The sequence below is a fragment of the Nocardioides proteolyticus genome, assembly GCF_051280635.3.
In the GTDB taxonomy this organism is placed as follows: Bacteria; Actinomycetota; Actinomycetes; order Propionibacteriales; family Nocardioidaceae; genus Nocardioides.
This window is the reverse complement of sequence record NZ_JBNBPO030000010.1, coordinates 12,080-37,407: the sequence shown is the minus strand read 5'-3', so window position 1 is coordinate 37,407 and position 25,328 is coordinate 12,080. Positions and strand designations below refer to the sequence as shown.

Below are 25,328 nucleotides of genomic sequence, written 5' to 3'. Positions count from 1 at the left end.
GTCGCTTCTCGATTCCTGACCGGTTCGGTGGGCGTGTGGTCGCTAGCGCTTGGGACGCTTGTCGGGGACGACCCGGCCGCGCTCGAGGGCCTTCCAGAGGCCCTTGGTCACCACCGGCTTCTTCCCCAGCCTGAGCTCCTTGCGGTAGTGCCGCACGGCCCGTGCCGTGCTGGGGCCGAAGGCGCCGTCGACCTGCACCTTGGGGCGGCCGGCGGCCGCGTTGAGGGTCCGCTGCAGGCGTCGTACGTGCTCGCCGCGGGCGCCCTTCTTCAGCACCGGGGTGTGCCCGCGCGCCAGCAGGGACGTCCACGTACGTCGGTCCACGGTGCCGGTCGCGGGCAGGCCGCTGCGCTTCTGGTAGCGCTGGACCGCCTTGACGGTGGCCCGGTCGTAGCGGCCGGTGGTCTTCATCGGGTGCCGCTCCCCCGGCGCGACGAGGCACTGCACCACCTGCACCAGCCGCCCCCGGGCGCCGGACCGCAGATTGCGCGGCCGGACCCGGTCGGCAGCCTGCTCGCAGGTGGCGGTCGAGGTGACCGGCCGGCGGGCGCCGAGGCTGACGAAGTTCCAGTCGATCGCCATCTTGACGCCGCCGAACTCGACCTTCGTGTCCAGGGCGTACTGGTGGACCCGGCTGGTGTGCATGAAGGTGTGGTCGGCGACGTGCTCGCGCGGCATCGCGCCGGCCTGGTCGATCCAGGCGTACCAGACCGCGTCGGGTCGGACGTAGCCCGCGCCGGTCCGGCTCAGCAGCGAGATCCCGGAGTTGACGTGGGAGTAGACCCCGGAGCGGTAGCCCTCGCGGTGGATCTCGTTGGTCCAGGCCTCGAGGAAGACCAGCGAGGAGCGGCGGCACCGCTCGCGCCGGGTGTCGAACGGCTCGATGTCGTAGAAGATCACCTCGCCCTTCGGGACCCGCAGCGATCGCGCGGTCGCGGCAGCCCGCCGCGCCTCGCGGGTGCCCCGGGTGCGGGCGGCGTCGTACCGGCCGCTGCGGCCGGGCCTGCCGTCGATGCGGTGGTCGTAGCCTGTGCAGGACGCCTGCGGCCCCACCCAGATCGGCAGCAGCTGCCAGCCGGAGCGGATCTGCCGGGTGACCCACCGCGACGTCAGGTGACGCTGCTCGCAGGCGCGGTGGATGCCGCCGAGGTAGATGCCGACGCCCGTGAACGGCGACGCGGTGCGCCACCGGTCCATCACGGCCTGGCTCGGGGCGCGGCAGGCGTCGAACGCGTAGCCGCTCCAGCCGTCGGCCAGCCGGGCCGGCGGCGGAGGCGGCGGCGGAGGCGCCTGGGTGCGGGCGCCCCGCTCCGCCGTGGTCACCGACTCCGGCGCGGTGGACTCGGCGTCGGCCTTCGACCCGCCCAGCGGACCGGCCACGGCGGCGGTGGCCAGCAGGCACAGGGCCAGGAAGGCGGTCAGGACCAGGGGCAGCGGCACAGGGCGGCCGTGGAGATGCATGGTGGACCCATCACGAGACGGCAGGGCCGAAGAATCGTAGGCAGGTCCGGCTCCGGCCCGTGGGCGAATGTCCCGTGCCGGGCCCCGGAACGAGACCAAAGTCCCAACTCGGTCAGCGGGCGACGTACTCCGCCAGATGCCGCCCGGTGAGCGTGGAGCCGTCGGCCACGAGGTCGGCCGGGGTGCCCTCGAACACGATCCGGCCGCCGTCGTGACCGGCGCCGGGGCCGAGGTCGATGATCCAGTCGGCGTGCGCCATCACGGCCTGGTGGTGCTCGATCACGATCACCGACTTGCCGCTCTCGACCAGCCGGTCGAGCAGGCCGAGCAGGTTCTCCACGTCGGCCAGGTGCAGGCCGGTGGTGGGCTCGTCGAGGACGAAGATGCCGCCCTTCTGGCCCAGGTGCATCGCGAGGCGCAGCCGCTGGCGCTCGCCCCCGGACAGCGTGTTGAGCGGCTGACCCAGCTTGAGGTACCCCAGACCGACGTCCTCGAGCGCGCTCAGGATCTTCGCCGCGGCCGGGGTCGCGGCGTCACCGTCGGCGAAGAAGCGGTGCGCCTCGGCGACCGGGAGGTCGAGGACCTCGGCGATGTTGAGCCCGTCGACCTGCAGCTCCAGGACGGCCGCCTGGAACCGCTTGCCGCCACAGTCCTCGCACGGCGTGGAGACGGTGTCCATGAAGCCGAGCTCGGTGACGATCACGCCGGCGCCCTTGCACGTCGGGCAGGCGCCCTCGGAGTTGGCGCTGAACAGCGCCGGCTTCACCCCGTTGACCTTGGCGAACGTCTTGCGGACGGGCTCGAGGATCCCCGTGTACGTCGCCGGGTTGCTCCGCCGCGAGCCCTTGATCGCTCCTTGGTCGATGAACACCACGCCGTCGTGCCCGGCGACCGAGCCGTGGATCAGCGAGCTCTTGCCCGACCCGGCGACGCCGGTGACGACCGTGAGCACGCCCAGCGGGATGTCGACGTCGACGTCCTGCAGGTTGTGGGCGTCGGCCCCGCGGATCTCCAGGACGCCGGTGCGCTCGCGAACCGACTCCTTGATCGCGGCGCGGTAGGTCAGGTGCTGGCCGGTCAGCGTGCCGCTGCGCCGCAGCCCCGCGACGGTGCCCTCGAAGACGACCTCGCCACCGCCGCTGCCGGCGCCGGGGCCCATGTCGACCACGTGGTCGGCGATCGCGATCGTCTCCGGCTTGTGCTCGACGACGAGCACCGTGTTGCCCTTGTCGCGGAGCTCGACGAGGAGCTTGTTCATCCGCTCGATGTCGTGGGGGTGCAGGCCGATCGTCGGCTCGTCGAAGACGTAGGTCACGTCGGTCAGCGCCGAGCCGAGGTGGCGGACCATCTTGGTGCGCTGCGCCTCGCCGCCCGAGAGCGTGCCGGCGGGCCGGTCGAGCGAGAGGTAGCCGAGGCCGATCTCGGTCAGCGCGTCCAGGAGGTGCAGCAGCTTGGCGACGAGCGGCGCCACCCCGGGGTCGTCGATGGTGCGCACCCACGCCGCCAGGTCGGTCACCTGCAGGGCGGCGACCTCACCGATGTCGCGTCCCTTGATCTTCGACGACCGGGCCGACTCGTTGAGGCGGGTGCCGTCGCACCGCGGGCAGGCCGAGAACACCGCCGCCCGCTCGACGAACGCCCGGATGTGGGGCTGCAGCGAGTCGGGGTCCTTGCTGAACATCGACTTCCGGATCTTCGGGATCAGGCCCTCGTAGGTGACGTTGATCTTCTCGACCTTGACCTTGCGCGGCTCGGCGTACAGGAAGTCCTCGCGCTGCGCCTTCGTGAACCGGCTGATCGGGATGTCGGCGGGCACCGCCACCTTGAACGCCGCGACCATCCACCCGTCCGCGGTGTAGCCGGGGACGAGGATCGCGCCCTCCTCCAGCGACCTGGTCTCGTCGACGATCGCCGACAGGTCGAGGTCGGAGACGGTGCCGCGGCCCTCGCACTCCGGGCACATGCCGCCGAGGTAGACCTGCTGCTTGACCACGTTCTTCTTGCCCGACTCGGTCACCGACGCCCCGCCGACCGTGGTGGTCGGGACGTTGAAGGAGAACGCCGTCGGTCCGCCGATGTAGGGCTTGCCGAGCCGGCTGAAGAGCGACCGGAGCATCGCGTGCCCGTCGGTCACCGTGCCGAGCGTCGAGCGGGGGTTGGCTCCCATCCGCTCCTGGTCGACCAGGATCGCGGTCGTCAGGCCGTCGAGCGCGTCCACCTCGGGTCGCGGCAGGCTCGGCATGAAGCCCTGCACGAAGGTCGAGTACGTCTCGTCGATCAGCCGTCGCGACTCGGCGGCGATCGTGCCGAACACCAGGGAGCTCTTGCCCGACCCGGAGACGCCGGTGAACACGGTCAGCCGGCGCTTCGGGATCTCGACGCTGACGTCCTTGAGGTTGTTCTCGCGCGCGCCCTGCACGCGGATCAGGTCGTGGGTGTCGGCGGGGTGCGCCTTGCTCATGGTGTCTCCATCTCTCGGTCAGACCAGCCAGCGGCCGTCGTGCATCAGATCGCGGTCGGGGATCTCGTCGACCTCGCGCCAGGCCTGGATGCGCACCGGGCGCAGGACGAGGAAGGCGTAGCCCGGGCTGTTCCGGGGATCCCAGTCGGCCTGGGCCGCGTAGGCGGCGCCGAGCGCCTCGTCGTCGCTGACGGCGACCGACCGCTCGAGCACCGCGTCGATCATCACCACGTCGCGGGTCGGGCCGACCGCCACTCGGGCCTGCCCGGAGGCGACGAGGTTGCGCGCCGTGGCCGACCGGCTGTCGACGGCGACCACCACGCGCTCGTCCACCCACGCCAGGGACAGCGGCACCAGGTGGGCGGTCGGCATCGCGGAGGCGGTGGCGACCCAGGCGTCGACGGCCGGGGTGGCCAGCATGGCGAGCGCGTCGGCCTTGCGGGTCGCCCGGTCGCGGGGCGCGGCCGTCGTCACCGGGCGGTCCGCGGCCGGACGAGGAGCGTCATGGCCCCGACGCTAGGGGCTGCGCTCGCTCCGGCGCTTCTCGATTCCTGATGCCCTCGCCCGGTGGCCGGGCGCACGGGACGGATCGGATGCGCCGCGGGAGCGCCCCGATGCACCGCCGAGGGGGGTTGGGCAGGCACGGCCCGATCCTAGGGCCCCGCGCCGACCGACACCGCGACGTGCGGGACCAGGGCGCGGAGGAAGTCGCCGGCGGCGAACATCGCGCCTGCCGACGCCACTCCCGTCGTCCGTCCCTCCCCCGCCAGGAGGCGGCTGACGGCCTCCACGGCGAGCGGGGCGGTGACCGCGTAGATGTCCCGCCCCGCGGCGGTGGCGCGACGCTCGTCGCGACCCCGCACGACGCGTACGTCGACCACGAAGTCCTGCGCGGAGCGGCCGGTGTGGTCGGCCGGCGCCGGGGGCGGCGTGTCGGGCCGGGCGAGATCGGCGGCGGCGGTGGCCGCCATGAACGTGCGCACGTCGGGGACGCGCAGGTGGCTCGGGATGGTGACGACGTCGGCCATCGTGAACTCCGCGACGACCCGTCGCCGCCCGAGCGGCTCGGGGAACTCCCAGTCCTCCTCGACCAGGTCGTCGTCGTGCTGGACGAGGACGCCCTCCCGGAACCGCAGCCGCCGTCCCCCGCGACGGTCGTGGGAGACCCTGCCCGCCGCCCGGGTGCCGGCCGTCGGGTGCCAGCTGGTGAGGCCGTAGCCGACGAGCACCTGGTCGGCCTCCTGCCACTCCCCGATCGCTGCCGTGGCGAGCAGGTCGCCGAGGCCGCCGAAGAAGGCCATCGCCGGCACCACGGCCAGGCCGGCCTCGGCCGCGGGCGTGCGGAACGTCGCGAACGTGTCCACGTTGGCCTCGATCTCGGCCGCCACGTCGACGTAGGGGATGCCGGCGCGCAGGGCGGCGGCGACCACGGGCGCGGCCGTCACGGCGAACGGGCCAGCGCAGTTGACCACGGCGGCCGCGCCGGCGAGCGCACGGTCGAGCGCGCCGGGGTCGTCGGCGGGCGCGGCCCGCGCGCGGAGGCCGCCGTACTCGCCGGCGAGGGCCTCGAGCCGGGCGGGGTCGCGGCCGGCCAGCACCGGCGTCAACCCGCGCTCGACCAGCTCACCGACCACGAACCGGCCGGTGTGCCCGCTCGCTCCGTAGACCACGACGTCTGCTGCCATCTCGACCTCGATCACCTCGGGCGCCCTGCCGGCGCCGGTGACCGCCATCGTGGCGCGTGCCGCCGACACCCACCCGCGGCCGCCGGTGGATCCGCCCTGGGCGGATCCGCTCGCGGCGGAAGTCCTTGGTGCGTCCCCCGTCCCCGCCGCACGGTGGTGCCATGACCACCACACCAGCCGAGCGCCTCCTCGGCCCCTTCGACGAACAGCTCACCTCCCGCCTGCTGCAGCAGCGGATCATCGTGCTCGGGCAGGAGGTGGACGACGCGGTCGCCAACCGGCTCTGCGCGGCGCTGCTCCTGCTCTCCGCGGAGGACCCGCAGCGCGACATCAGCCTCTACGTCAACTCCCCCGGCGGCTCGGTCACCGCGGGGCTCGCCATCTACGACACGATGCGGATGATCCCGAACGCCGTCAGCACGCTGGCGATGGGCCTGGCCGCGAGCATGGGCCAGTTCCTGCTCTCGGCGGGCACCCCGGGCAAGCGCTACGCGCTGCCCCACTCCCGGGTGCTGCTGCACCAGGGCTCCGCCGGCATCGGCGGCACGGCCATCGACATCGAGATCCAGGCCGAGAACCTGGAGCACACCAAGAACGTGATGATGGGCCTGATCGCCGAGCACACCGGCCAGCCGGTCGAGAAGGTCGAGCGGGACGCCCTCCGCGACCGCTGGTTCACCGCCGAGGAGGCGCGCGAGTACGGCTTCGTCGACCACGTCCTCACCGACGTCCGCGCCGTCGGCCCGACCCGGCCGACCGTCGCCTTCGGAGGCCTGCGATGAGCCAGTACACGATCCCGAGCGTCGTGGAGAAGACCCTGCACGGCGAGCGTGCCGTCGACATCTACTCCCGGCTGCTGAGCGACCGCATCGTCTACATCGGCACCGAGATCGACGACGGCGTCGCCAACGTCGTGATCGCCCAGCTGCTGCACCTGGAGGCGGAGAACCCGGACGCGACGATCAACCTCTACCTCAACTCCCCCGGTGGCTCCGTCACGGCGATGCTCGGCATCTACGACACGATGCAGTTCGTGCGGGCGCCCATCGCCACCACCTGCATCGGCCAGGCCGCCTCCTCGGCTGCCGTCCTCCTCGCGGCGGGCGCGCCGGGCCGGCGTTCCATCCTGCCCCGGGCGCGGGTCATCCTGCACCAGCCGTCCGGCGGCGGGCAGGGCACGCTGCCAGACCTGGCCGTGCAGGCCAAGGAGATCGCGCGGCTACGCGGCGAGATGGAGCAGGTGCTGGCCGAGCACACCGGCCAGGCGGTGGAGCGGCTGCGGGCCGACACCGATCGCGACCTGATCCTCGACGCCCGGGCCGCGGTCGCCTACGGGGTCGCCGACGAGGTCCTGGCCAGCCGCAAGGCGCTCGCCGCCTGAGTCAGGCGGCGAGGCAGACCGGGCCGCGCAGCTGCCGTGTCACCGCCGCGGTCAGCGCGACGAGGTCCAGGCCCAGGGCGCCGGTGACGGCGGCGAGCATCTCCGAGCTGGGCTCCTTCAGGCCCCGCTCGATCTCGGAGAGGTACTGCACCGAGATCCCGGCCGCGCCCGCCACGTCCCCCAGGGTGCGGTCGGCTCGCTGGCGCTCCTGCCGGAGGACGCGGCCGGCCGCCTCGCGCCACAGCGGCTGCCCACCAGGCGTCGCGCGGCGGTCGCGGTCGTCCTGCTGCCTGCGCGTGGCCGGCGGTGCGGGGAACCGGATGACATCGCCCATGGACCGACGGTAGGCCGCCCGGAGGGCCGGCGACAGCCGCGTTCGCTGCAGGCGTACGACGCCGGGCGGCGCCGCCCTCCCGCTTGGCGGGTGCGGTGCCTACGGTGGCCCCATGGCGTTGAGCGTCTTCGACCTCTACTCCGTCGGGATCGGCCCGTCCTCCTCCCACACGGTCGGACCGATGCGCGCGGCGAAGCGCTTCGCCGACGGGCTCGCCCGGGACGGCGAGCTGGGCCGGGTCGCCCGCGTGCGTGCGGAGCTGTTCGGCTCGCTGGGGGCCACCGGGCACGGTCACGGCTCGGCCAGGGCCGTCGTCCTGGGGCTGGAGGGAGAGGACCCGGCCACCGTCGACGTTGCCACCTACGACGAGCGAGCAGCCGCGGTCCGGGACCGTGAGCGGCTGCTGCTGGCCGGCCGCCAGGAGGTGGCGTTCGGCCCGGACGACCTGGTGCTCCACCGCCGCAAGTCGCTGCCCGGCCACCCCAACGGCATGACCTTCACCGCGTACGACGCCCGCGGCGGCGTCGTACGGGAGCGGGTGTACTACTCGGTCGGCGGCGGCTTCGTGGTCGACGACTCCGCCGTGGGCGCCGACCGGGTGGTGGTCGACGACACGGAGGTCCGCCACCCGTTCGGCTCCGCCGCGGAGCTGCTGGAGATCTGCGAGACCGAAGGGCTGCGCGTCAGCGACGTGATGCTGGCCAACGAGCGGTCGTGGCGAAGCGAGGCGGAGGTGCGCGCCGGCCTGCTGCACATCTGGTCGGTGATGGCGGACTGCGTGCGGGCAGGCTGCGCGGCCGAGGGTGTGCTGCCCGGCGGGCTCAAGGTGCCGCGGCGCGCGCCGGCGCTGCACGCCCGGCTGCAGGGCGCGCCGACCCAGGACCCGCTCCAGGCGATGGACTGGGTCAACCTCTACGCGCTCGCCGTCAACGAGGAGAACGCGAGCGGCGGCCGGGTGGTCACCGCGCCCACCAACGGCGCGGCCGGGATCGTCCCCGCCGTGCTGCACTACTACGCCCGGTTCGTCCCCGGCGCCGACGACGACGGCATCGTGCGCTTCCTGCTCACCGCCGGTGCCATCGCGATCCTGTTCAAGCAGAACGCGTCCATCTCGGGGGCGGAGGTCGGCTGCCAGGGCGAGGTCGGGTCGGCCTGCTCCATGGCCGCCGGTGCCCTGTGCGAGGTGCTCGGCGGGTCCCCGGCGCAGGTCGAGAACGCCGCGGAGATCGGCATCGAGCACAACCTCGGTCTCACCTGCGACCCGGTCGGCGGGCTGGTGCAGATCCCGTGCATCGAGCGCAACGCCATCGCCTCGGTGAAGGCGATCAACGCCGCCCGGCTCGCCCTGGCCGGCAGCGGGAAGCACACGGTCTCGCTCGACCGGGCCATCAAGACCATGCGCGAGACCGGCCGCGACATGCACACCAAGTACAAGGAGACGTCCCGCGGCGGCCTCGCCGTCAACGTGATCGAGTGCTGAGGCGCGCGGCTAGACGGTGGGGTCCGGCCGCTGGTCCGGCGTCGACGTCTGCACCGAGGCGGCGCCGGTGCCCTCGGGGTCCTCCACCCGCTCGTCGGACTCGCGCAGGATCTGCTCGGCCTGCTCCTGCGGGTCCTGGCTGCCGGGGCGTTGCTCCTCCGGCAGCAGCTCCGCACGCCCGGCGGTCCGTTCCTGCTGGTCGCGGTTGTGGTCGTCGTTCGCCTCGTGGTGAGCCATGCCCGTCCGGTACCCAGTTGTCGGCTGTTCGGTCACGTCGTGGAGCAGGCTGTCGACGCGCAGGCGCAGCGCGGTGAACGCGAGCTCCCCCTCCTGCGCCCCGCCGACGAGTCGGGCCGCGATGTCGCGGACCTTGACGTTGCGGTTGCGGGACCACCACCGGAGCATCGCGAACGCCGCCTCGGCGTCCAGGCCGTAGGCCAGCATGAGGGCGCCCTTGGCCTGCTCGATGGTGATCCGCGACTCGACGGTGGCCTCGACGGCGTGGTGGATCTCCTCTCCGGCGATCTGCTCGACCTCGCTGGTGAGGTCGATGTAGTAGCCCTCCACGACCGTCACGTCGCCCGGGTCGCACATGCCGCCCTCGGCCACGAGGAGCACCCGGCGCTGCGTGCCGTCGCCCAGGACGACCCGGCAGCTGATGGCGAACGGCTCTCCCGTGCGGGCGGCGTGGTCGATCAGCTCGGCCACGCGGTCGCGGTCCTCGGGGTGCTTGGCCTCGAGCGCGAGGTCGAGCGTCGGCTCGACGGCCCCGGGAGTGTGGCCGTGGATCCGGTAGACCTCGTCGTCCCAGTCGCACTTGCGGGTGGCGGTGTCGTAGGAGAACCGCCCTGTCGGGCGCACCGGGCTGCTGGACGCCATGGACCGCATGGTGCCAGCAAACCGGCGTCCGCGCGCTGGTTCGCCGGGGTCCGGACAGCCGTTCGCCGGCCGGGAGGGTGACGCGGCGACAGGCGGGGGTGACGGAGACCACAGCGACAGTGGTGCGGGCCGCGGCGTACAACGAGGCCATGGAACCCCATCCCGCACGCCGCCTCTGGAGCCTCGTGGAGCCGGTCCACGCCGTCACCTACTTCGCGCCCGAGCCCCTCGCTGCGCTCAAGGAGGCGGGCTTCCGCGGGTTCTGGATGGGCTACTTCGCCGGACGCGCCGCCCCGCTGGGCGCGGTCGGGCCCGAGGTGATCCACGCCCTCTTCTACAACTTCTCTCCCGAGCGGGTGGCGCGGGCCCTGCCCGCGGCTTGGTCCTTCGCCGCCCCCGAGGCGGCGCTCGACGCCCGGCTGCGAGGGTCGGTGGCCGCGGTGGAGCGGGCGGTGGGCACGTCTGTCGACCCGGACGCGGTCGGGCGCGCGGCGGAGCTGCTCTGGGCCGCCGCCGCCAGCGCACCGCTGGAGGGCCGGGCGCTGTTCGCGGCCAACCGGGCGCTCCCGCCACCGGCGGCACCGGTGGCGCGGCTGTGGCACGCCGCGACGCTGCTGCGCGAGCACCGCGGTGACGGTCACGTGGCGGCGCTGCTCGCCGCCGGGATCGGTGGCCGTGAGTCCCACGTGCTCCACGCCACGGCGGCCGGCGTCCCGCGGCCGGTGTACGACGTCGCCCGTGACTTCACCGACGAGGAGTGGTCCGCGTGCCGGGCGCGACTCGTCGAGCGCGGCCTGCTCGCCGACGACGGCGCCCTGACGGACGCGGGCACGGAGGTGAAGGCGGCGGTCGAGGCGCGCACCGACGAGCTCGCCGCACCGGCGCTCGCCGCCCTCTCCCCCGCGGAGCTGGCGGAGCTGGAGGCGCTCCTCCGACCGATCACCGCAGCCGTCGTCCGGGCCGGCGACATCCCGCTGGACTCGCCGATGGGCCTGGACCTGCGGTCGGTCGCCGGTGAGAGGGATGGGTGACTTGTGACGCAGGTCATGCCACGCTGTGCGCCATGTCGACCGTCGTCCTCGCGCTTCTCGCTGCCGCCGCCGTGCTGATCGTGCTCGCCGGCTTCGTCTCCGCCCTCTTCGGCGTCGTCTACGTCGCGGGCCGCTCCGGCCGGCGCTAGTCGATCGGCTGGTCCAGCAACGCGAGCACCTGCCGCCTCGCGGCGTCGTCGCCGGTGACCGACACCTCGGCACCGGGGCCGCGGTGCCACAGCCAGGCGTCCAGCTCGGCCGCCGGGCCGCTGACGACCACGTCGACCCGGCCCGGGCGGGTGGGCAGCACGTGCAGCGCGGGCTCGTCGTCGTACACGGCGCCGTCGCCGGGCGAGGTGCCGGTGAAGCGGCCCAGGGCCGCCCAGGCGGTATCGCCCGTGTCGGTCAGCCGGACCTCCAGGTGCTGGTCGAGCGGCATGAACCGTCCCCAGGACGGCGCGGCGTGCATCACCTCCAGCACCTCGTGGACGCCGTCGGCGGCGAGCGCCGGGTCGAGCCCGCCCGCCGATCCGGCGGTCAGGTCCGCGTCGACCCGGTGGATCAGCGCCTCGTGCGCCTGGCGGCGGTAGGTGAAGCCGACGGTCTGCTGCTCGGCCCCGTCGGCCCACGACCACGCGGGCTCGTCGGCGTCGGCCGCGGCGAGCGCGGTCACGAACCGCTCGTGCCAGGTCGCGAAGAATTCCAGGAGCCCGTCGTACGACGCCGGCCGCTCCGGACGGACGTACTCCTCGGGCGGTGCGGGCCGGGTGCTGATCACGTGGTGCCAGAAGTGCTGCACGGTGCCGAGGTGCCACAGGAGGTCCGCGGCGTCCCAGTCCGGGCAGGTGGGCACGCGGGCGTCCGGCGCGCACTCCGCGAGCACCTGGGCGAAGCGCGCGGAGTCCGCACGGATGTGCTCGAGGTAGGGCGCGGGCGAGAGCCGGGTCATGGACGCAGCAGCACCTTGACGGCCCGGCGCTCGTCCATCGCCCGGTAGCCCTCCGGAGACTCCTCGAGCGGCAGCGTCAGGTCGAACACGCGGCCGGGGTCGATCCGGCCCTCGACGACCAGGTCGAGCAGCTCGGGCAGGTAGCGGCGGACCGGGGCCATGCCGCCGCGGACCCCGATGTTCTTCTCGAACAGCTTGCCGATCGGCAGCTGGACCCCGTGCGGGACGCCGACGAAGCCGACGCCGCCACCGGGCCGGGTCGCGCCGATCGCGGTCCGCATCGCCTCGTCGGTGCCGACGCACTCCAGCGCCGCGTCCACCCCCACGCCCGCGGTGATCTCCCGGACCTCGGCGACCCCGTCGCGTCCGCGGGCGGCCACGACGTGGGTCGCCCCGAAGGCGCGTGCCAGCTCCTGACGGGGCTCGTGCCGGGACATGGCGATGATCGTCTCCGCGCCCATCACGGACGCCGCGAGTACGGCGCACAGGCCGACGGCGCCGTCGCCGACCACCATCACGGTGCTGCCCTTGTCCACCCCGGCGGACACCGCCGCGTGCCACCCGGTCGGCATCACGTCGGAGAGCGCCAGCAGCGACGCGAGCTGGTCGTCGGCGGGCATGCCGTCGGTCGCCACGAGGCTGCCGTCGGCCTGGCCGACGCGGGCGTACTCCGCCTGGCCGCTCGTGGTCATGCCGAGGTTGACGCACGCCGAGTGGGCGCCGTACCGGCAGTGGGCGCAGGTGTTGTCGCAGTGGCAGAACGGCACGATCACGAAGTCGCCCGGGCGGAAGGAGCCGACCTCGCTGCCGACCTCCTCGACCACGCCGATGCACTCGTGGCCGATGGTCGACCCTCGCCGGATCGGGTTCTCGCCGCGATAGGGCCACAGGTCGGAGCCGCAGATGCACCCGGCCGTCACCTTCACGATGGCGTCGGTGGGACGGGCGAGGACGGGGTCGGGAACCTCCTCGACCCGGATGTCGCCGGCGGAATGGATCGTGGTCGCGCGCATGTGGCAGAGTCTTCCACGTCGTGCGCCGGGTCCGCGGCGCGCCGCGCCCTCCACGCTTTGCGTTATCTCATATATGAGTTACCGTCGACGCATGACGATCGACGAGCCTGCCGGCGACTACAAGGGCCGCATCGGCAACCTCATCCGCGACGCCCGGAAGCATCGCGGGCTCACCCAGGCCCAGCTCGCCGACCGGCTCAGCACCAGCCAGAGCGCGATCAACCGGATCGAGAAGGGCCACCAGAACCTCTCCCTCGAGATGCTCGCCCGGATCGGGCGCGCGCTCGACTCCGAGATCGTCGCCGTCGGCGCCGGCCCCACGCACCTGCGGGTCAAGGGACCGACCACGCTGGCGGGCAGCATCGACGTCAAGACCTCGAAGAACGCCGGCGTCGCGCTGCTGTGTGCCTCGCTGCTCAACCGGGGCCGCACGACGCTGCGCAAGGTCGCTCGGATCGAGGAGGTCAACCGCCTGCTCGAGGTGCTCACCAGCCTCGGGGTGGAGACCCGCTGGATCAACGACGACAACGACCTGGAGATCGTCCCGCCCAAGGAGCTCGACTTCACCAACGTCGACGAGGAGGCAGCGCGCCGGACCAGGTCGGTGATCATGTTCCTCGGTCCGCTCCTGCACCGGTCCGACACCTTCGAGCTGCCCTACGCCGGCGGGTGCAACCTCGGCACCCGCACGGTCGAGCCGCACATGTCGGCGCTGCGGCCGTTCGGCCTCGAGGTGAAGGCCACCGACGGCTGGTACCACGCGCAGGTCAACCGGGCGATCGTGCCGGGCCGGCCGATCGTGCTCACCGAGCGCGGCGACACCGTCACCGAGAACGCGCTGATGGCCGCCGCCCTCCACCCGGGCACCACGGTGATCCGCAACGCATCGTCCAACTACATGGTCCAGGACCTCTGCTTCTTCCTCCAGGCGCTCGGCGTCGACGTGGAGGGCATCGGCACCACCACGCTCACGGTCACCGGCCGGGAGTCGATCGACGTCGACGTCGACTACGCGCCGAGCGAGGACCCGATCGAGGCCATGTCGCTGCTCGCCGCGGCGATCGTCACCCGGTCCGAGATCACCGTCCGCCGGGCGCCGATCGAGTTCCTCGAGATCGAGCTCGCCGTGCTGGAGGAGATGGGCTTCCGCTACGACCTCTCCGCCGAGTACGTCGCCGCCAACGGCCGCACCCGGCTGGTCGACATCACCACGCACCCCTCGGACCTCGCCGCCCCCCGCGACAAGATCCACCCGATGCCGTTCCCCGGCCTCAACATCGACAACCTGCCGTTCTTCGCAGTGATCGGTGCCGTCGCCGAAGGCCAGACCTACCTGCACGACTGGGTCTACGACAACCGCGCGATCTACCTGACCGAGCTCAACAAGCTGGGTGGCCGGGTCACCCTGCTCGACCCCCATCGGGTGATGATCGAGGGGCCGACGTCGTGGACCGGGGCCGAACTGATCTGCCCGCCGGCCCTGCGCCCGGCCGTCGTCGTGCTGCTGGCCATGCTCGCCAGCAAGGGCACGTCCGTGCTGCGCGGGACCTACGTGATCCACCGGGGCTACGAGGACCTCGCCGAGCGGCTGAGCTCCCTCGGCGCCGACATCGAGACCTTCCGCGACATCTAGGTCCCGGGCGCAGCGACCGGACGACATGTACCTGCAGCCCGGCACGGTGCTCGCCTTCGCCCACCGCGGCGGCGCCTACCACCCCGAGATCGAGGGTCTGGAGAACACCCTGGCCGCGTTCCAGCACGCGGCCGCGCTCGGCTACGACTACCTCGAGACCGACGTCCACCTGACCCGCGACGGGGTGCTGCTGGCGTTCCACGACGACGTGCTCGACCGGGTGACCGACCGGGTCGGCGCCGTACGGGACCTGACGCTGGCCCAGATCCGGGAGGCGAGGATCGGCCGGCGCGAGCAGGTGCCGACCCTGGTCGAGCTGCTCGACGCCTTCCCCGAGGCGAGGTTCAACATCGACCTCAAGGCCGACGCCGCCGTCGCCCCGCTGGCCGAGCTGGTGCGGGAGCGCGGGCTGTGGGACCGGGTGCTCGTCGGCTCCTTCTCCCGGCGCCGCATCCGGCGGTTCCGCGACCTGACGGATGGCCGGGTGCCGACCGCGGCCGACCCCTGGGAGATCGTCGCCTTCCGCCTCGCCCCGACCGACCGCCTGGCGCGGCTGCTGGCCGGAGGGCGGTTCGCCGCCTTCCAGGTGCCGCACCGCCGCGGTCCGCTGGTGGTGGTGACGCCGGGCTTCGTGCGGCGGGCCCACGAGGCCGGTCACCAGGTCCACGTCTGGACGGTGGACGACCCGGCCGAGATGGAGCAGCTGCTCGACCGGGGCGTCGACGGGCTCTTCACGGACCGGACCGACCTGCTCAAGGATGTGCTCCAGGCGCGTGGCCAGTGGCGGCCCGCGTCGGGAGGGACAACCACATGAATCCGACGCAGTCGGCGGGCATCGCCGACCTCGCTCCGCTGCACCGCTCGCGAGAGCAGCGATCCTGGTTCTTCTACGACTGGGCCAACTCGGCGTTCGCGACCACCATCGCCGGAGTCCTGTTCGCTCCCTACCTCATCACCATCGCCGAGCAGGCCGCCTGCGGGTTCGTCGGCGACGACGACCGCACCTGCCGGGAGTCGCTGGAGCTGCTCGGGCTGAGCATCGCGCCCGGCTCGCTGCCGTCGTACGTCATCACGCTGTCGACCGTCCTCGGCGCGCTGCTCTACCCGCTGATCGGCGCGGTCGCCGACCGCACCGCCCGGAAGCCGACGATGCTGGCGGGTTTCGCGTGGACCGGAGCGGCCGCCGCCGGCCTGCTGTTCTTCCTCGTCGGCGACAACTGGCTGTTCGGCAGCATGGTGTTCATCGTCGCCAATCTCGCGTTCGGCGCCTCCACGGTCATCAACGACTCGATCCTCCCCCTCATCTCCGACGAGTCCGAGCGCGACCGGGTCTCGTCGATCGGCTGGGCGTACGGCTACGCGGGGGGCGGCCTGCTGCTGGCCGTCAACTTCGGCGTGGTGACCTTCCACGACGCGCTCGGCATGAGCACCGCGACCGCGGTGCGGCTGTGCATGCTGTCCGGAGCCGTCTGGTGGGCCGCCTGGACGATCATCCCGTGGCGCGGCATCAGGCCGCGGCCACCGGCCGCCGTGCACGACGTCGAGGGCGGGCTGCTGGCGCGGTCCTTCGGCCAGCTGTGGGCCACCCTGAAGGACCTGCGGAACTACCCCGTCGCGCTGACGTTCCTCGTCGCGTACCTGTTCTTCAACGACGGCATCCAGACGGTGATCGCGTCGGCCGCGATCTTCGGCGAGAAGGAGCTGGGGTTCGCGACCGGAACGGTGCTGGGCGCGTACCTGCTCGTCCAGCTGGTGGCGGTCCTGGGCGCCGTCGGGTTCGGACGGCTCGCCGGCCGGCTGGGCGCCAAGAAGGTGATCCTCGGCGGCCTTGCCATCTGGATGGGCATCGTCACCGTGGCGCTCTGGGTGCCGGACGGCAGCCTGGTGCCCTTCCTGCTGCTCGCCACCGCGATCGGGATCGTCCTCGGCGGCACGCAGGCGCTGGCGCGGTCGTACTTCTCGCTGTTCATCCCGCGTGGGAAGGAGGCGGAGTACTTCAGCCTTTACCACGCGATGGACCGGGGCACCTCGTGGTTCGGCACCCTGACCTTCGGGCTGGTCCACCAGTTCACCGGCTCCTACCGGCCCGCCATCTTCGCCCTGATCGTGTTCTTCGCCGTCGGCGCGCTGCTCCTGCTGCGGGTCGACACCGCGCGGGGCATCCGCGAGGCGGGCAACGAGCGGCCGCCGGTCATCTGAGGCCCGGCTCACTCCCCGGTTGGAACCTTTGACTCGCGGGTAGCGTTGAAAGAGGTAGACCCTAGGAGGTAACCATGGCCGAGCGCACGTTGCGCGGCGCCCGTCTGGGTGGCCAGTCGTTCGAGGACGAGCGCGGCATCGAGTTCGCCGCCCGTCAGCAGGTCGGCTACCGCTGCCCGCAGGGACACGACTTCGAGATCACCATGTCGATCGAGGCCGAGGTGCCGGCGGTGTGGGAGTGCCCGCGCTGCGGGCTGGAGGCGGAGAGCACGTCCGGGATCGAGCGCGAGGTGAAGGCCGAGAAGCCGCAGCGCACCCACTGGGACATGCTGCTCGAGCGCCGCTCCGAGAAGGAGCTCGAGGACATCCTCACCGAGCGGCTCGAGCTGCTGCGCGGCGGCGAGATCGGGCCGGCCCACCTGCACCGCGCCAACGCCCGCAAGCGGAAGCCCGCCCGGAGCTAGCCGGGCGGCTACCCGGCCGAGCCGGTCCCCCGGTCCGGCCCCTCGTCGACCACCTCGCCCCTGACCACGGGTCCGTCCGTCGGTCCGGGGCGAGGTGTCGTTTTCACCGACCCGACCACGCGGTTGACGGTGTAGGCCATCAGCAGCCGGCGGAACGCCGGCCGGGTGACCGGCAGGATCAGCAGGATCCCCAGGGCGTCGGTCACGAAGCCGGGGGTCAGCATGAGGGCGCCGCCCAGCACCACCAGCGCGCCGTCGACCAGCTCCCGGTGCGGCATCCGGCCGGTCTCGAGCCGCTCACGCAGGGCGCGCCAGGCGCGCAGGCCCTCCCGCTTCATCAGCCACGCGCCCACGACGCTGTCGGCGACGAGGAGCAGGATCGTCCACCACGGCCCGATCACCTGGCCGACCTGGATCAGCACGACGATCTCGAGGATCGGCATGACCACGAAGGCGACGAACAGCAGCACCGCCCACCGGCGGCCGCGACGGCGCGGGCTCACCGGCGGTCTCCCGGCCGCCGCCTGCTGGAGAGCTGCTCCATCCGCTCCCGCAGCCCCCACTGGGTGATCCGCTTCAGCGACTCCACCGCGACCTGGCCGCTCATCTTGGACTCCCCGCGCACCCGCTCGACGAACTCGATCGGGACCTCACGGACGGTGAGGCCGGCCCGGAGGGTGCGGGCGACCAGGTCCGTCTGGAAGACGTAGCCGGTGGAGCGCACCTCGTCGAGCCGGATCTTCTCCAGGGTGGTGCGGCGGAACAGCCGGTAGCCGGCCGTCGCGTCGCGCACGTCGATGCCCAGCAGCAGCCGGACGTAGAGGTTCCCGCCGCGCGAGAGCACCTCGCGCTGCCAGGGCCAGTTCACGACCGATCCGCCCGGGACCCAGCGGGAGCCGATCACCAGGTCGGCGCCGTCGAGCGCCCGCAGCAGCCGGTGGAGCTGCTCGGGCTGGTGCGAGCCGTCGGCGTCCATCTCGCCCACGGCGTCGTACCCCTCGTCGAGCGCCCAGGCGAAGCCGGCCAGGTACGCCGCGCCCAGGCCGCCCTTCGCGATCCGGTGCAGCACGTGGATGCCGGGGTCGTCGGCGGCGAGGGCGTCGGCGATCGCGCCGGTCCCGTCCGGCGAGCCGTCGTCGACCACCAGCACGTCCACCGCGGGCTGGGCCGAGCGCAGCCGGCCGACGATCCAGGCGAGGTTGTCCGCCTCGTTGAAGGTGGGCACCACCATCACGGTGCGGCCTGGCAACGGGGTCTGGTCAGGCAACGGGGGCCTCGCTCGACATCGGGGACTTCGCGGGCACCGCCGGGTCCGGCTCCGCCCGCGCCGGCCCGGCAGGCTCTCGCCCTCGACGGTACGCGATGGCGCCCACGAGGAGAGCGCCGAGCGTCAGGAGGGTGAACGCCCGGGCGGGCCAGGCGCCCAGCCGCATCGCCGGGGTGAGCCCGTCGCTGAGGCCGACCTGCTCCAGCAGCACGGCCGTCGTGCGGGGCTCGGCCGACGCCACCACCGTCCCGTCGGGCGCGATCACGCCGGTGCGGCCGTTGGTGGAGGCGACCACGAGCCAGCGACCGGCCTCGATGGCACGCAGCCGGGTCATCGCGAACTGCTGCTCGATCTGGTGGGTGAAGATGAAGCTGGCATTGCTGGTCTGCACGGTGAGCAGCTCGGCGCCCGAGCGCACCTGGTCGCGCACCACGTCGTCGTAGGCGATGTCGAAGCAGATCGCGTCCGCGACCTCGATCCCGGCGACCCGCAGCGGCTCCGTGCGCGTGCCGCTCTTCATGTCCCGGGTGATCAGGGCCAGCTGGCCGAACTTCGGGTCCCAGTAGCGCCGGAACGGGATGTACTCCCCATAGGGCACCGGGTGCTGCTTGGTGTAGCGGTCGCCGGGACCGGTCTCGGGGTCCCACACGATGCCCTGGTTGAGCACGTGCTCGGGTCCGTCGTCGACGATGCCGCCGACCATCACCGGCACGCCGACCGCCGCCACCGCCCGGCGGATGCCCTCGTTGACGGAGGCGTCCGCGAACGGGTCGACCGCGGTGGAGTTCTCCGGCCACACCACGAAGTCCGGTCGGGGCCGCTGCCCCGTCGCGACGTCGGCGGCGAGGTCCACGGTCGCCTGCACGTGGTTGTCGGTCACGGCCCGGTGGTCCCAGAGGATGTCGTTGCCCGGACCGGGCACGTCGCCCTGCACGGCCGCCACCGTCGCCGTACCATCCTCCGGCGGCTGGTACGGCGCCACGGCCGGCACCATGAGCGCGGCGAGCACGCCCACCAGCACCACCCCGGTCAGCCGCCGGTTCTCCGTCTCCCGCTCGACGAGCCGGGCGAGCAGGAACCCGGTGAGCGCGAGGAGGAAGGACAGCCCGGTCATCCCGGCGTAGGCGACCGCCGGGGCGACTGGCGTGTCGATCGCGGCGAAGGACAGCCGGCCCCAGGGCATCCCGCTGAACGGCCAGCCGCTGCGCACGGTCTCCATCGCGGTCCACGCCACGGCCAGCCACAGCGGCCAGGCCGGGAGCCTGCGGAGCAGCGGCACCGCGAGGCCCAGCAGGCCGTAGAACGCCGCCTCGATGCTCGAGAGGGCCAGCCACGCGTCCGGCCCGATCGAGGCGCGCATCCACTCGATGTGGGTGAAGTAGAAGCTGACGCCGAAGACCAGGCCCACCGCGCCCGAGCGGGGCACGCTCAGGCCGCGGGTCGCCAGCGCGAAGCAGGCGACGCCGAAGGGCAGCAGGATCGGCAGCGCGACCGGCTCGAAGGACGCGGTCAGCAGGAGTCCACCCAGGACCGCGACGAGAGAGCGGATCAGCACGCACCGAGCGTAGTCGGCCGTGCCGCACGGGGTGGCCGCGACGCCGTATGCGGCCATCAGGCGCGGAAGGGTCCCTGGCCACCTTCGGACCATCCCGGTGTCCGACCGGCTGCCTGAGCCGGGACGTTGTCTAGGGGGACCGGGACCCTTCCGGTCCGCTCTCGAGGAGCGAACCGACCTCCGCGAACCGTTGTCGGGCGGAGCTGGTGCTACTCCCCCGTCCTACGGCCACTCGGACGTCGGTCCGCCTGCCACGACCTGCATGAGCGAACGTCTCCGTACTCTGGTGAGGCGCGCCTACCCTGTCAACCAGGCGCTGACCTGCGAAGATGCGGCGTTGTCGCAGGTCAGAGCGGGGCGCCTCGCGGCGCAAAATGCGGGAAAAATCCCGGCCCTCCGCGGCGTGTCGCGCGCGGCACGCCGACGTCGGGCACTCAGCCGGTGACCGGCCGGTTCTCGTAGTAGGTGGAGAGCACGATCGTGGTCCGCGTCGACACGTTGGCGGCGGCCCGGATGCGTGCCAGGAGCCCCTCGAGCTCGGCCGGCGTGGTGGTGCGCACCTTGATGACGTAGGACTCCTCCCCCGCCACCGACCAGCACGACTCGATCTCCGGCATCGCGACGAGGCGGTCCGGGCAGTCGTCGGGCTGCGAGGGGTCGATCGGCCGGATCGAGATGAAGGCGGTGAGCGCCAGCCCGATCTCCGCGTAGTTGACGGTCGCGCCGTAGCCGAGGATCAGGCCGCGCTGCTCCAGGCGCTTGACCCGCTGGTGGACCGCCGAGGTGGAGAGGCCGGTCGCCCGTCCGAGATCGGTGTAGGACATCCGTCCGTCGGTGGCGAGGAGCTCCAGGATCTGCCGGTCCGTCGCCTCGACCGCAGGGCTGTTGCTCTGGCTCACCCCGTCACACTAGGGCAGGGTGCCTGCTGCGCGGGCCGCTGTCCGGCCCCTAGGCTGTCGCCGATGACCGGACGCCTGCTCCTCCTGGACACCGCCAGCCTCTACTTCCGGGCGTACTTCGGGGTGCCCGAGATCCTCGCCCCCGACGGCACCAACGTGAACGCCGTGCGAGGGCTGCTCGACTTCATCTCCCGGCTCGTCGAGCAGTACGCGCCGACCCACCTGGTGTGCTGCTGGGACGACGACTGGCGCCCGCAGTGGCGGGTGGACCTGGTGCCGAGCTACAAGTCCCACCGGGTCGTGGCCGAGGTCGCGGACGCGCCGGACGTCGAGGAGGTGCCCGACCCGCTCGAGGTGCAGGTGCCGATCATCCGCGACGTCCTCGCGACGTTCGGCATCGCCGTGGTGGGGGCTCCCGGCTACGAGGCCGACGACGTGATCGGCAGCTACGCGACCGGCGCCGGGATGCCGGTCGACGTGGTCACCGGTGACCGCGACCTCTTCCAGCTCGTCGACGACGAGGCGCAGGTGCGGGTGCTCTACGTCGCCCGTGGCGTCGGCCGGCACGAGCAGGTCGACGAGGCGTGGGTCGTCGACAGGTACGGCGTCCGCCCCGACCAGTACGCCGACTTCGCCACCCTGCGCGGCGACCCCTCCGACGGCCTGCCGGGCGTCAAGGGCGTCGGCGACAAGACGGCCGCCGCCCTGCTGCAGAAGTACGGCGACATGGCGGGCGTCCGCGCCGCGGCGCTCGACCCCGACAGCGACATGGGCCCCGCGCCACGACGACGGATCAAGGACGCCGCGGCGTACCTCGACGTGGCTCCCCGGGTCGTGGCCGTCGCCCGCGACCTCGACCTGCCCCGCGACGGGCTCGACGTCCCGACCACGCCGTTGGCGGCGGCCGACCTCGAGGAGCTGGCCGAGCGCTGGTCGCTGACCAGCCCGGTCAGCCGGCTGACCGGGGTGCTCGAGGGCCTCAGTCGCTAGCGACGATCCCCCGCCGCAGCAGCCGCACCAGGTCGCGGGCGGTGTCCCGCACGGGCGTGCCCGCGGCCGCGTCGGCGATCTGGCCGGCGAAGTCGATGAGCTGCTTCATCTGCCGCACGAAGTCGCCGGCCGTCTGGTCGTTGCGGGTGAGGATCTCGTCGAGGTCCTCACCGCTCGCCCAGCGGTAGGCGGTCCACGCGAAGCCGGGGTCGGGCTTGCGCAGGAAGTCGAGGCGGTGCTGCCGCTCCAGCCGCTCGAGCTCGCCCCACAGCCGGGTCATCTCGTCGATGGTCGTCGAGATCGCGCCGCCGGGGACGTTGGGCGGTCCCTCCTCGGGCCGGCGCGCCTCGTAGACCAGCGCGGACAGCACCGCCCCCAGCTGCTCGGGCCCCAGGTCGTCCCAGAGGCCGTTGCGGAGCGACTCGGCGGCGACCAGGTCGAGGTCGGAGTAGATCCGCATCAGGCCACGTCCACGATCGGTGACCGTGTCGCCGTCGAGGTAGCGCAGCGCCTCCAGGACCTCGCAGACCCGGTCGAAGGTGCGGGCGACCGTGTTGGTGCGTCGCTCGATGCGCTGCTCGAGCGTGCGGGCGTCCTTCTCCAGCTTCGCGTGCCGCTCGGCCCAGCGGGCGTGGTCCTCGCGCTCGGAGCACCCGTGACAGGGGTGCTCGCGGATCTGGGCGCGCAGGTCGGCCACCTTCTTGGCGGTCTCCTGGTCGACCGGCCCCCGCTCGGCCCGCGGCTTGGTGACCGAGAGCGGCAGCTCGCGGACGGCCTCCCGCACCGCCTGGGCGACGTCCTTGCGCTGGTGGGGGTTGCGCGCGTCGACGCGCCGCGGCAGCCGGATCCGGGCGACCGGCTCCACCGGGACGGGGAAGTCCATCATCGCGAGCCGGCGTCCCTGGCGCTCGGCGGTGATCACCAGCGGTCGGTGCCCGTGCTCGGAGAGACCGGGGTCGAGCACGACGGCGGGGCCGGCGAACTTGCCCGCGGGGACGACGATGACGTCGCCGGGCTTGAGCTGCTCGAGCGAGGCCTCGGCCTCGGTTCGGCGGTCGTGGCGGCGTACCTTGCTGGACTCCTTCTCGACCTCGGCGACCCGGCGGCGCAGCGCGGCGTACTCCATGAAGTCGCCCAGGTGGCACTGGGCGGCCTCGGCGTAGCCCGCGAGCGCGTCCTCGGCCTTGCGGAGCTGCCGGGCCAGGCCCACCACCGCGCGGTCGGCCTGGAACTGGGCGAAGGACTGCTCCAGCAGCTCGCGGGCCCGGTGCCGGCCGTAGGAGTGCACCAGGTTGACCGCCATGTTGTACGACGGCCGGAAGCTCGAGCGCAGCGGGTAGGTGCGCGTGGAGGCGAGGCCGGCGAGCTCCTTGGGGTTCATGCCCGGCTGCCAGAGCACGACGGCGTGCCCCTCGACGTCGAGCCCGCGGCGGCCCGCGCGCCCGGTCAGCTGGGTGTACTCCCCCGGCGTGATGTCGGCGTGGGTCTCGCCGTTCCACTTGCTGAGCTTCTCCAGCACGACCGTCCGCGCCGGCATGTTGATGCCGAGGGCGAGCGTCTCGGTCGCGAACACGACCTTCACCAGACCGCGCAGGTACAGCTCCTCCACGCACTCCTTGAACGCCGGCAGCATCCCGGCGTGGTGCGCGGCGACGCCGCGCGAGGCGGCGTCGAGGAAGTCGTGGTAGCCGAGCACGTGCAGGTCGTCGGCCGGCAGCCCGCCGAGGGTCCGCTCGACGTGGGCGATCACGTCGTCGCGCTCCTCGGGCGTGGTGAGCCGGACGTTGGCGTCGAGGCACTGCTGCACTGCCGCGTCGCAGCCCGCCCGGCTGAAGATGAACACGATCGCGGGCAGCAGGTTGTGGCGCTCGAGGCGGTCGATCACGTCGAGCCGGCCCGGGATCCAGATCCGCCGGCCGCTGCCGACGTTGCGGCTGCCCGGTCCGCCCTGGCGTCCGCGGGACCCCTTCGGGGTCCGCCGGTCCTTGAGCCGGGAGGACGCCCAGTCGTCGCGCGCCAGGCGCATCAGCTCCTCGTTGACCGGAGCGCCCTCGCGGACGAAGCCGGCGGCCGCGTCCACGTCGGAGGACGCGAACAGGTCGAGCAGGCGCCGGCCCACCATCACGTGCTGGAACAGCGGCACCGGACGGCGCTCGGCGACGATGGTGCGGGTGGTGCCGCGCACCGTCTCCAGCCACTCGCCGAACTCCTCGGCGTTGGAGACGGTCGCCGACAGGGAGACCACCGAGACCGACTCGGGGAGGTGGATGATCACCTCCTCCCAGACCGCGCCGCGGGCCCGGTCGGCGAGGTAGTGCACCTCGTCCATCACCACGAAGCCCAGGCCGACGAGGGTGCGGGACCGGGCGTAGAGCATGTTGCGCAGCACCTCGGTGGTCATCACGACCACCGGGGCCTCGCCGTTGATCACGGTGTCGCCGGTCAGCAGGCCGACCCGGTCGGCGCCGTACCGGGCGGCGAGGTCCTGGTACTTCTGGTTGGACAGCGCCTTGATCGGCGTCGTGTAGAACGCCTTGCGCCCGGTCTCCAGGGCGAGATGCACGGCGAACTCGCCCACGACCGTCTTGCCGGCGCCGGTCGGCGCGGCGACGAGCACGCCGTGACCGTCCTCGACCGCCTTGCAGCCCTCGACCTGGAAGTCGTCGAGGTCGAAGGCGAAGCCGGCGGCGAAGTCGCGGAACACCGGGTGTCCCTTGTCGCGACGGAAGCACGCGTAGCGCTCGGCGGGGCTCAGCTCCTCGCTCATGCCCGCACCTGGACCGCGCCGGGCACGCACTCGACCGTCAACGGCAGCGGCCCGAACCGCTCGCCGTCGGCATAGCCGACGATGCCGGCGGAGGCGACGGTCACCCGGCGCACTCGGTGGCGCTCGTACTGCGGGTGGGTCACGTGGCTGCCGTCGTACAGCTTCGGGAAGGTCCTCATCAGCTCCATCTTGCCGACCGGCTTGATGAGAACCACGTCGAGGAGCCCGTCGTCGAGCTCCGCGCCGTGCGTGATCCGCAGCCCGCCGCCGAAGGACGGGCCGTTGCCGACGGCGACGAGCATCGCCTCCACCCGGCGTACGACGCCGTCCAGCTCGAGCACGTAGCTCAGCGGCTGGAAGACGCGCAGCTCGGCGATCGTCGCGAGGTTGTAGCGCATCGCCCCGCGCGGCCACCGCATCCGGTTGCCGCGCTCGTTGACGACCGCGTCGAACCCGGCCGCCAGGACCCCGCCGTAGTAGCGGTCCCCGATCCGGGCGAGGTCGATGGTCCGCGGCGTGCCGTGCACCAGCCGGGACGCCGCCGCGGCGGCGTCGCCGAGCGGGATCCCGAGCGACCGGGCGATGTCGTTGCCGGTGCCGGCCGGCAGGATCCCCAGCGGCACGCCGGTGCCGGCCACCGCCTGCAGCCCGAGGTTGACCATGCCGTCGCCGCCGCAGACCACGAGCAGGTCGGTGCCGGCGGCGACGGCGCTGCGGGCCAGCTCGGCGGCCTGGTCGACGTCCCGGCCGCTCAGAGCCGTGGTGCGCCAGCCGGCCCCGTGCAGCCGGGGCAGCACCTCGTCCCTCACCCGGGCGCCCCGCCCCTTGCCGGCGGTCGGGTTGGTCAGGACTGCAGCATGCACATGCGCAGGCTACGGCC

General features: G+C 72.9%; 23 protein-coding genes. 9 read left to right on the top strand and 14 right to left on the bottom strand.

Features of this window, described 5'->3' with window-relative positions; genetic code table 11:
- Positions 1 to 42: 42 nt before the first annotated feature.
- From ACPOLA_RS07895 to ACPOLA_RS07880, 4 genes are all read right to left on the bottom strand, one after another.
- Entirely contained in the window at positions 43 to 1,461 is a 1,419-nt protein-coding gene (locus ACPOLA_RS07895) for a glycoside hydrolase domain-containing protein (protein WP_435769864.1), read from the bottom strand.
- A gap of 112 nt (positions 1,462 to 1,573) precedes the next feature.
- Complete coding sequence (locus ACPOLA_RS07890) at positions 1,574 to 3,922, bottom strand: ATP-binding cassette domain-containing protein (protein WP_435769863.1); 2,349 nt, start codon at positions 3,920 to 3,922, stop codon at positions 1,574 to 1,576.
- Between the two features lie 18 nt (positions 3,923 to 3,940).
- On the bottom strand, positions 3,941 to 4,396 hold the full coding sequence (locus tag ACPOLA_RS07885; protein WP_435769862.1) for a pyridoxamine 5'-phosphate oxidase family protein: 456 nt from the start codon (positions 4,394 to 4,396) through the stop codon (positions 3,941 to 3,943).
- A gap of 179 nt (positions 4,397 to 4,575) precedes the next feature.
- On the bottom strand, positions 4,576 to 5,655 hold the full coding sequence (locus ACPOLA_RS07880) for a saccharopine dehydrogenase NADP-binding domain-containing protein (protein ID WP_435769861.1): 1,080 nt from the start codon (positions 5,653 to 5,655) through the stop codon (positions 4,576 to 4,578).
- A gap of 113 nt (positions 5,656 to 5,768) precedes the next feature.
- Between ACPOLA_RS07880 and ACPOLA_RS07875 the strand changes: the two genes are divergently transcribed.
- Positions 5,769 to 6,389 (top strand): ClpP family protease, encoded by a 621-nt coding sequence (locus ACPOLA_RS07875; RefSeq protein ID WP_435769860.1) that lies wholly within the window; start codon positions 5,769 to 5,771, stop codon positions 6,387 to 6,389.
- Positions 6,386 to 6,988 (top strand): ClpP family protease, encoded by a 603-nt coding sequence (locus ACPOLA_RS07870; RefSeq protein WP_435769859.1) that lies wholly within the window; start codon positions 6,386 to 6,388, stop codon positions 6,986 to 6,988. The genes ACPOLA_RS07875 and ACPOLA_RS07870 overlap by 4 nt, the downstream gene beginning before the upstream one ends.
- A 1-nt stretch (position 6,989) precedes the next feature.
- On the opposite strand, the gene ACPOLA_RS07865 is transcribed toward ACPOLA_RS07870, so the two are convergent.
- Positions 6,990 to 7,322, bottom strand: coding sequence for a helix-turn-helix domain-containing protein (locus ACPOLA_RS07865; protein ID WP_435769858.1), 333 nt, complete (start codon positions 7,320 to 7,322; stop codon positions 6,990 to 6,992).
- Between the two features lie 112 nt (positions 7,323 to 7,434).
- Between ACPOLA_RS07865 and ACPOLA_RS07860 the strand changes: the two genes are divergently transcribed.
- The gene (locus ACPOLA_RS07860; protein WP_435769857.1) at positions 7,435 to 8,802 is read left to right on the top strand and encodes an L-serine ammonia-lyase; all 1,368 of its coding nucleotides are present in this window, start codon (positions 7,435 to 7,437) and stop codon (positions 8,800 to 8,802) included.
- Between the two features lie 9 nt (positions 8,803 to 8,811).
- Here the strand turns inward: ACPOLA_RS07860 and ACPOLA_RS07855 are convergent, their stop codons facing one another.
- A complete protein-coding gene (locus ACPOLA_RS07855; protein WP_435769856.1) occupies positions 8,812 to 9,681 on the bottom strand; it encodes a PAS and ANTAR domain-containing protein in 870 nt (289 codons plus the stop codon).
- A gap of 149 nt (positions 9,682 to 9,830) precedes the next feature.
- On the opposite strand from ACPOLA_RS07855, the gene ACPOLA_RS07850 reads away from it, so the two are divergent.
- Positions 9,831 to 10,712 carry an SCO6745 family protein gene (locus ACPOLA_RS07850; RefSeq protein WP_435769855.1) on the top strand — a complete coding sequence of 294 codons (882 nt, stop codon included), beginning with the start codon at positions 9,831 to 9,833 and terminating at the stop codon, positions 10,710 to 10,712.
- Between the two features lie 145 nt (positions 10,713 to 10,857).
- Here the strand turns inward: ACPOLA_RS07850 and ACPOLA_RS07845 are convergent, their stop codons facing one another.
- Together ACPOLA_RS07845 and ACPOLA_RS07840 are read right to left on the bottom strand one after the other, a co-directional pair.
- Complete coding sequence (locus ACPOLA_RS07845) at positions 10,858 to 11,661, bottom strand: maleylpyruvate isomerase family mycothiol-dependent enzyme (RefSeq protein ID WP_435769854.1); 804 nt, start codon at positions 11,659 to 11,661, stop codon at positions 10,858 to 10,860.
- Complete coding sequence (locus ACPOLA_RS07840; protein WP_435769853.1) at positions 11,658 to 12,674, bottom strand: zinc-dependent alcohol dehydrogenase family protein; 1,017 nt, start codon at positions 12,672 to 12,674, stop codon at positions 11,658 to 11,660. The genes ACPOLA_RS07845 and ACPOLA_RS07840 overlap by 4 nt, the downstream gene beginning before the upstream one ends.
- A 91-nt stretch (positions 12,675 to 12,765) precedes the next feature.
- Here ACPOLA_RS07840 and ACPOLA_RS07835 point away from each other — a divergent pair, with 91 nt between their 5' ends.
- The 4 genes from ACPOLA_RS07835 (at position 12,766) to ACPOLA_RS07820 (ending at position 16,970) form a co-directional block, all read left to right on the top strand.
- The gene (locus ACPOLA_RS07835; RefSeq protein ID WP_435769852.1) at positions 12,766 to 14,307 is read left to right on the top strand and encodes a UDP-N-acetylglucosamine 1-carboxyvinyltransferase; all 1,542 of its coding nucleotides are present in this window, start codon (positions 12,766 to 12,768) and stop codon (positions 14,305 to 14,307) included.
- A 25-nt stretch (positions 14,308 to 14,332) separates the two neighbouring features.
- Positions 14,333 to 15,121 (top strand): glycerophosphodiester phosphodiesterase family protein, encoded by a 789-nt coding sequence (locus ACPOLA_RS07830; protein ID WP_435769851.1) that lies wholly within the window; start codon positions 14,333 to 14,335, stop codon positions 15,119 to 15,121.
- Positions 15,118 to 16,506, top strand: coding sequence for an MFS transporter (locus tag ACPOLA_RS07825; RefSeq protein ID WP_435769850.1), 1,389 nt, complete (start codon positions 15,118 to 15,120; stop codon positions 16,504 to 16,506). Before ACPOLA_RS07830 ends, ACPOLA_RS07825 begins: the two co-directional genes overlap by 4 nt.
- Positions 16,507 to 16,580: 74 nt before the next feature.
- Entirely contained in the window at positions 16,581 to 16,970 is a 390-nt protein-coding gene (locus ACPOLA_RS07820) for an RNA polymerase-binding protein RbpA (RefSeq protein WP_435769849.1), read from the top strand.
- Positions 16,971 to 16,978: 8 nt separating this feature from the next.
- On the opposite strand, the gene ACPOLA_RS07815 is transcribed toward ACPOLA_RS07820, so the two are convergent.
- The 4 genes from ACPOLA_RS07815 to ACPOLA_RS07800 all read right to left on the bottom strand — a co-directional run bounded on the left by ACPOLA_RS07815 (position 16,979) and on the right by ACPOLA_RS07800 (position 20,691).
- The gene (locus ACPOLA_RS07815; protein WP_435769848.1) at positions 16,979 to 17,473 is read right to left on the bottom strand and encodes an FxsA family protein; all 495 of its coding nucleotides are present in this window, start codon (positions 17,471 to 17,473) and stop codon (positions 16,979 to 16,981) included.
- The gene (locus ACPOLA_RS07810) at positions 17,470 to 18,201 is read right to left on the bottom strand and encodes a polyprenol monophosphomannose synthase (protein ID WP_435769952.1); all 732 of its coding nucleotides are present in this window, start codon (positions 18,199 to 18,201) and stop codon (positions 17,470 to 17,472) included. The genes ACPOLA_RS07815 and ACPOLA_RS07810 overlap by 4 nt, the downstream gene beginning before the upstream one ends.
- Before the next feature lie 28 nt (positions 18,202 to 18,229).
- Positions 18,230 to 19,792, bottom strand: coding sequence for an apolipoprotein N-acyltransferase (gene lnt, locus ACPOLA_RS07805; protein ID WP_435769847.1), 1,563 nt, complete (start codon positions 19,790 to 19,792; stop codon positions 18,230 to 18,232).
- A 434-nt stretch (positions 19,793 to 20,226) separates the two neighbouring features.
- Positions 20,227 to 20,691, bottom strand: coding sequence for an Lrp/AsnC family transcriptional regulator (locus tag ACPOLA_RS07800; protein WP_435769846.1), 465 nt, complete (start codon positions 20,689 to 20,691; stop codon positions 20,227 to 20,229).
- Between the two features lie 63 nt (positions 20,692 to 20,754).
- Here ACPOLA_RS07800 and ACPOLA_RS07795 point away from each other — a divergent pair, with 63 nt between their 5' ends.
- Positions 20,755 to 21,681, top strand: coding sequence for a 5'-3' exonuclease (locus ACPOLA_RS07795; protein ID WP_435769845.1), 927 nt, complete (start codon positions 20,755 to 20,757; stop codon positions 21,679 to 21,681).
- Here the strand turns inward: ACPOLA_RS07795 and ACPOLA_RS07790 are convergent.
- Both ACPOLA_RS07790 and ACPOLA_RS07785 read right to left on the bottom strand, forming a co-directional pair.
- Positions 21,671 to 24,448: a DEAD/DEAH box helicase gene (locus tag ACPOLA_RS07790; RefSeq protein ID WP_435769844.1), complete on the bottom strand. Its 2,778-nt coding sequence runs from the start codon at positions 24,446 to 24,448 to the stop codon at positions 21,671 to 21,673. The genes ACPOLA_RS07795 and ACPOLA_RS07790 overlap by 11 nt on opposite strands.
- Positions 24,445 to 25,311 (bottom strand): diacylglycerol/lipid kinase family protein, encoded by an 867-nt coding sequence (locus tag ACPOLA_RS07785; protein WP_435769843.1) that lies wholly within the window; start codon positions 25,309 to 25,311, stop codon positions 24,445 to 24,447. The genes ACPOLA_RS07790 and ACPOLA_RS07785 overlap by 4 nt, the downstream gene beginning before the upstream one ends.
- Between the last annotated feature and the right edge of the window lie 17 nt (positions 25,312 to 25,328).

Coding starts and splice junctions, on each gene's coding strand:
- ACPOLA_RS07890 (WP_435769863.1), bottom strand. CDS start 3,922: ATGAGCAAGGCGCACCCCGCCGACACCCACGACCTGATCCGCGTGCAG.
- ACPOLA_RS07895 (WP_435769864.1), bottom strand. CDS start 1,461: ATGCATCTCCACGGCCGCCCTGTGCCGCTGCCCCTGGTCCTGACCGCC.
- ACPOLA_RS07855 (WP_435769856.1), bottom strand. CDS start 9,681: ATGGCGTCCAGCAGCCCGGTGCGCCCGACAGGGCGGTTCTCCTACGAC.
- ACPOLA_RS07875 (WP_435769860.1), top strand. CDS start 5,769: ATGACCACCACACCAGCCGAGCGCCTCCTCGGCCCCTTCGACGAACAG.
- ACPOLA_RS07865 (WP_435769858.1), bottom strand. CDS start 7,322: ATGGGCGATGTCATCCGGTTCCCCGCACCGCCGGCCACGCGCAGGCAG.
- ACPOLA_RS07845 (WP_435769854.1), bottom strand. CDS start 11,661: ATGACCCGGCTCTCGCCCGCGCCCTACCTCGAGCACATCCGTGCGGAC.
- ACPOLA_RS07825 (WP_435769850.1), top strand. CDS start 15,118: ATGAATCCGACGCAGTCGGCGGGCATCGCCGACCTCGCTCCGCTGCAC.
- ACPOLA_RS07795 (WP_435769845.1), top strand. CDS start 20,755: ATGACCGGACGCCTGCTCCTCCTGGACACCGCCAGCCTCTACTTCCGG.
- ACPOLA_RS07880 (WP_435769861.1), bottom strand. CDS start 5,655: ATGGCGGTCACCGGCGCCGGCAGGGCGCCCGAGGTGATCGAGGTCGAG.
- ACPOLA_RS07840 (WP_435769853.1), bottom strand. CDS start 12,674: ATGCGCGCGACCACGATCCATTCCGCCGGCGACATCCGGGTCGAGGAG.
- ACPOLA_RS07835 (WP_435769852.1), top strand. CDS start 12,766: ATGACGATCGACGAGCCTGCCGGCGACTACAAGGGCCGCATCGGCAAC.
- ACPOLA_RS07810 (WP_435769952.1), bottom strand. CDS start 18,201: ATGGTGGTGCCCACCTTCAACGAGGCGGACAACCTCGCCTGGATCGTC.
- ACPOLA_RS07870 (WP_435769859.1), top strand. CDS start 6,386: ATGAGCCAGTACACGATCCCGAGCGTCGTGGAGAAGACCCTGCACGGC.
- ACPOLA_RS07830 (WP_435769851.1), top strand. CDS start 14,333: ATGTACCTGCAGCCCGGCACGGTGCTCGCCTTCGCCCACCGCGGCGGC.
- ACPOLA_RS07850 (WP_435769855.1), top strand. CDS start 9,831: ATGGAACCCCATCCCGCACGCCGCCTCTGGAGCCTCGTGGAGCCGGTC.
- ACPOLA_RS07790 (WP_435769844.1), bottom strand. CDS start 24,448: ATGAGCGAGGAGCTGAGCCCCGCCGAGCGCTACGCGTGCTTCCGTCGC.
- ACPOLA_RS07820 (WP_435769849.1), top strand. CDS start 16,581: ATGGCCGAGCGCACGTTGCGCGGCGCCCGTCTGGGTGGCCAGTCGTTC.
- ACPOLA_RS07860 (WP_435769857.1), top strand. CDS start 7,435: ATGGCGTTGAGCGTCTTCGACCTCTACTCCGTCGGGATCGGCCCGTCC.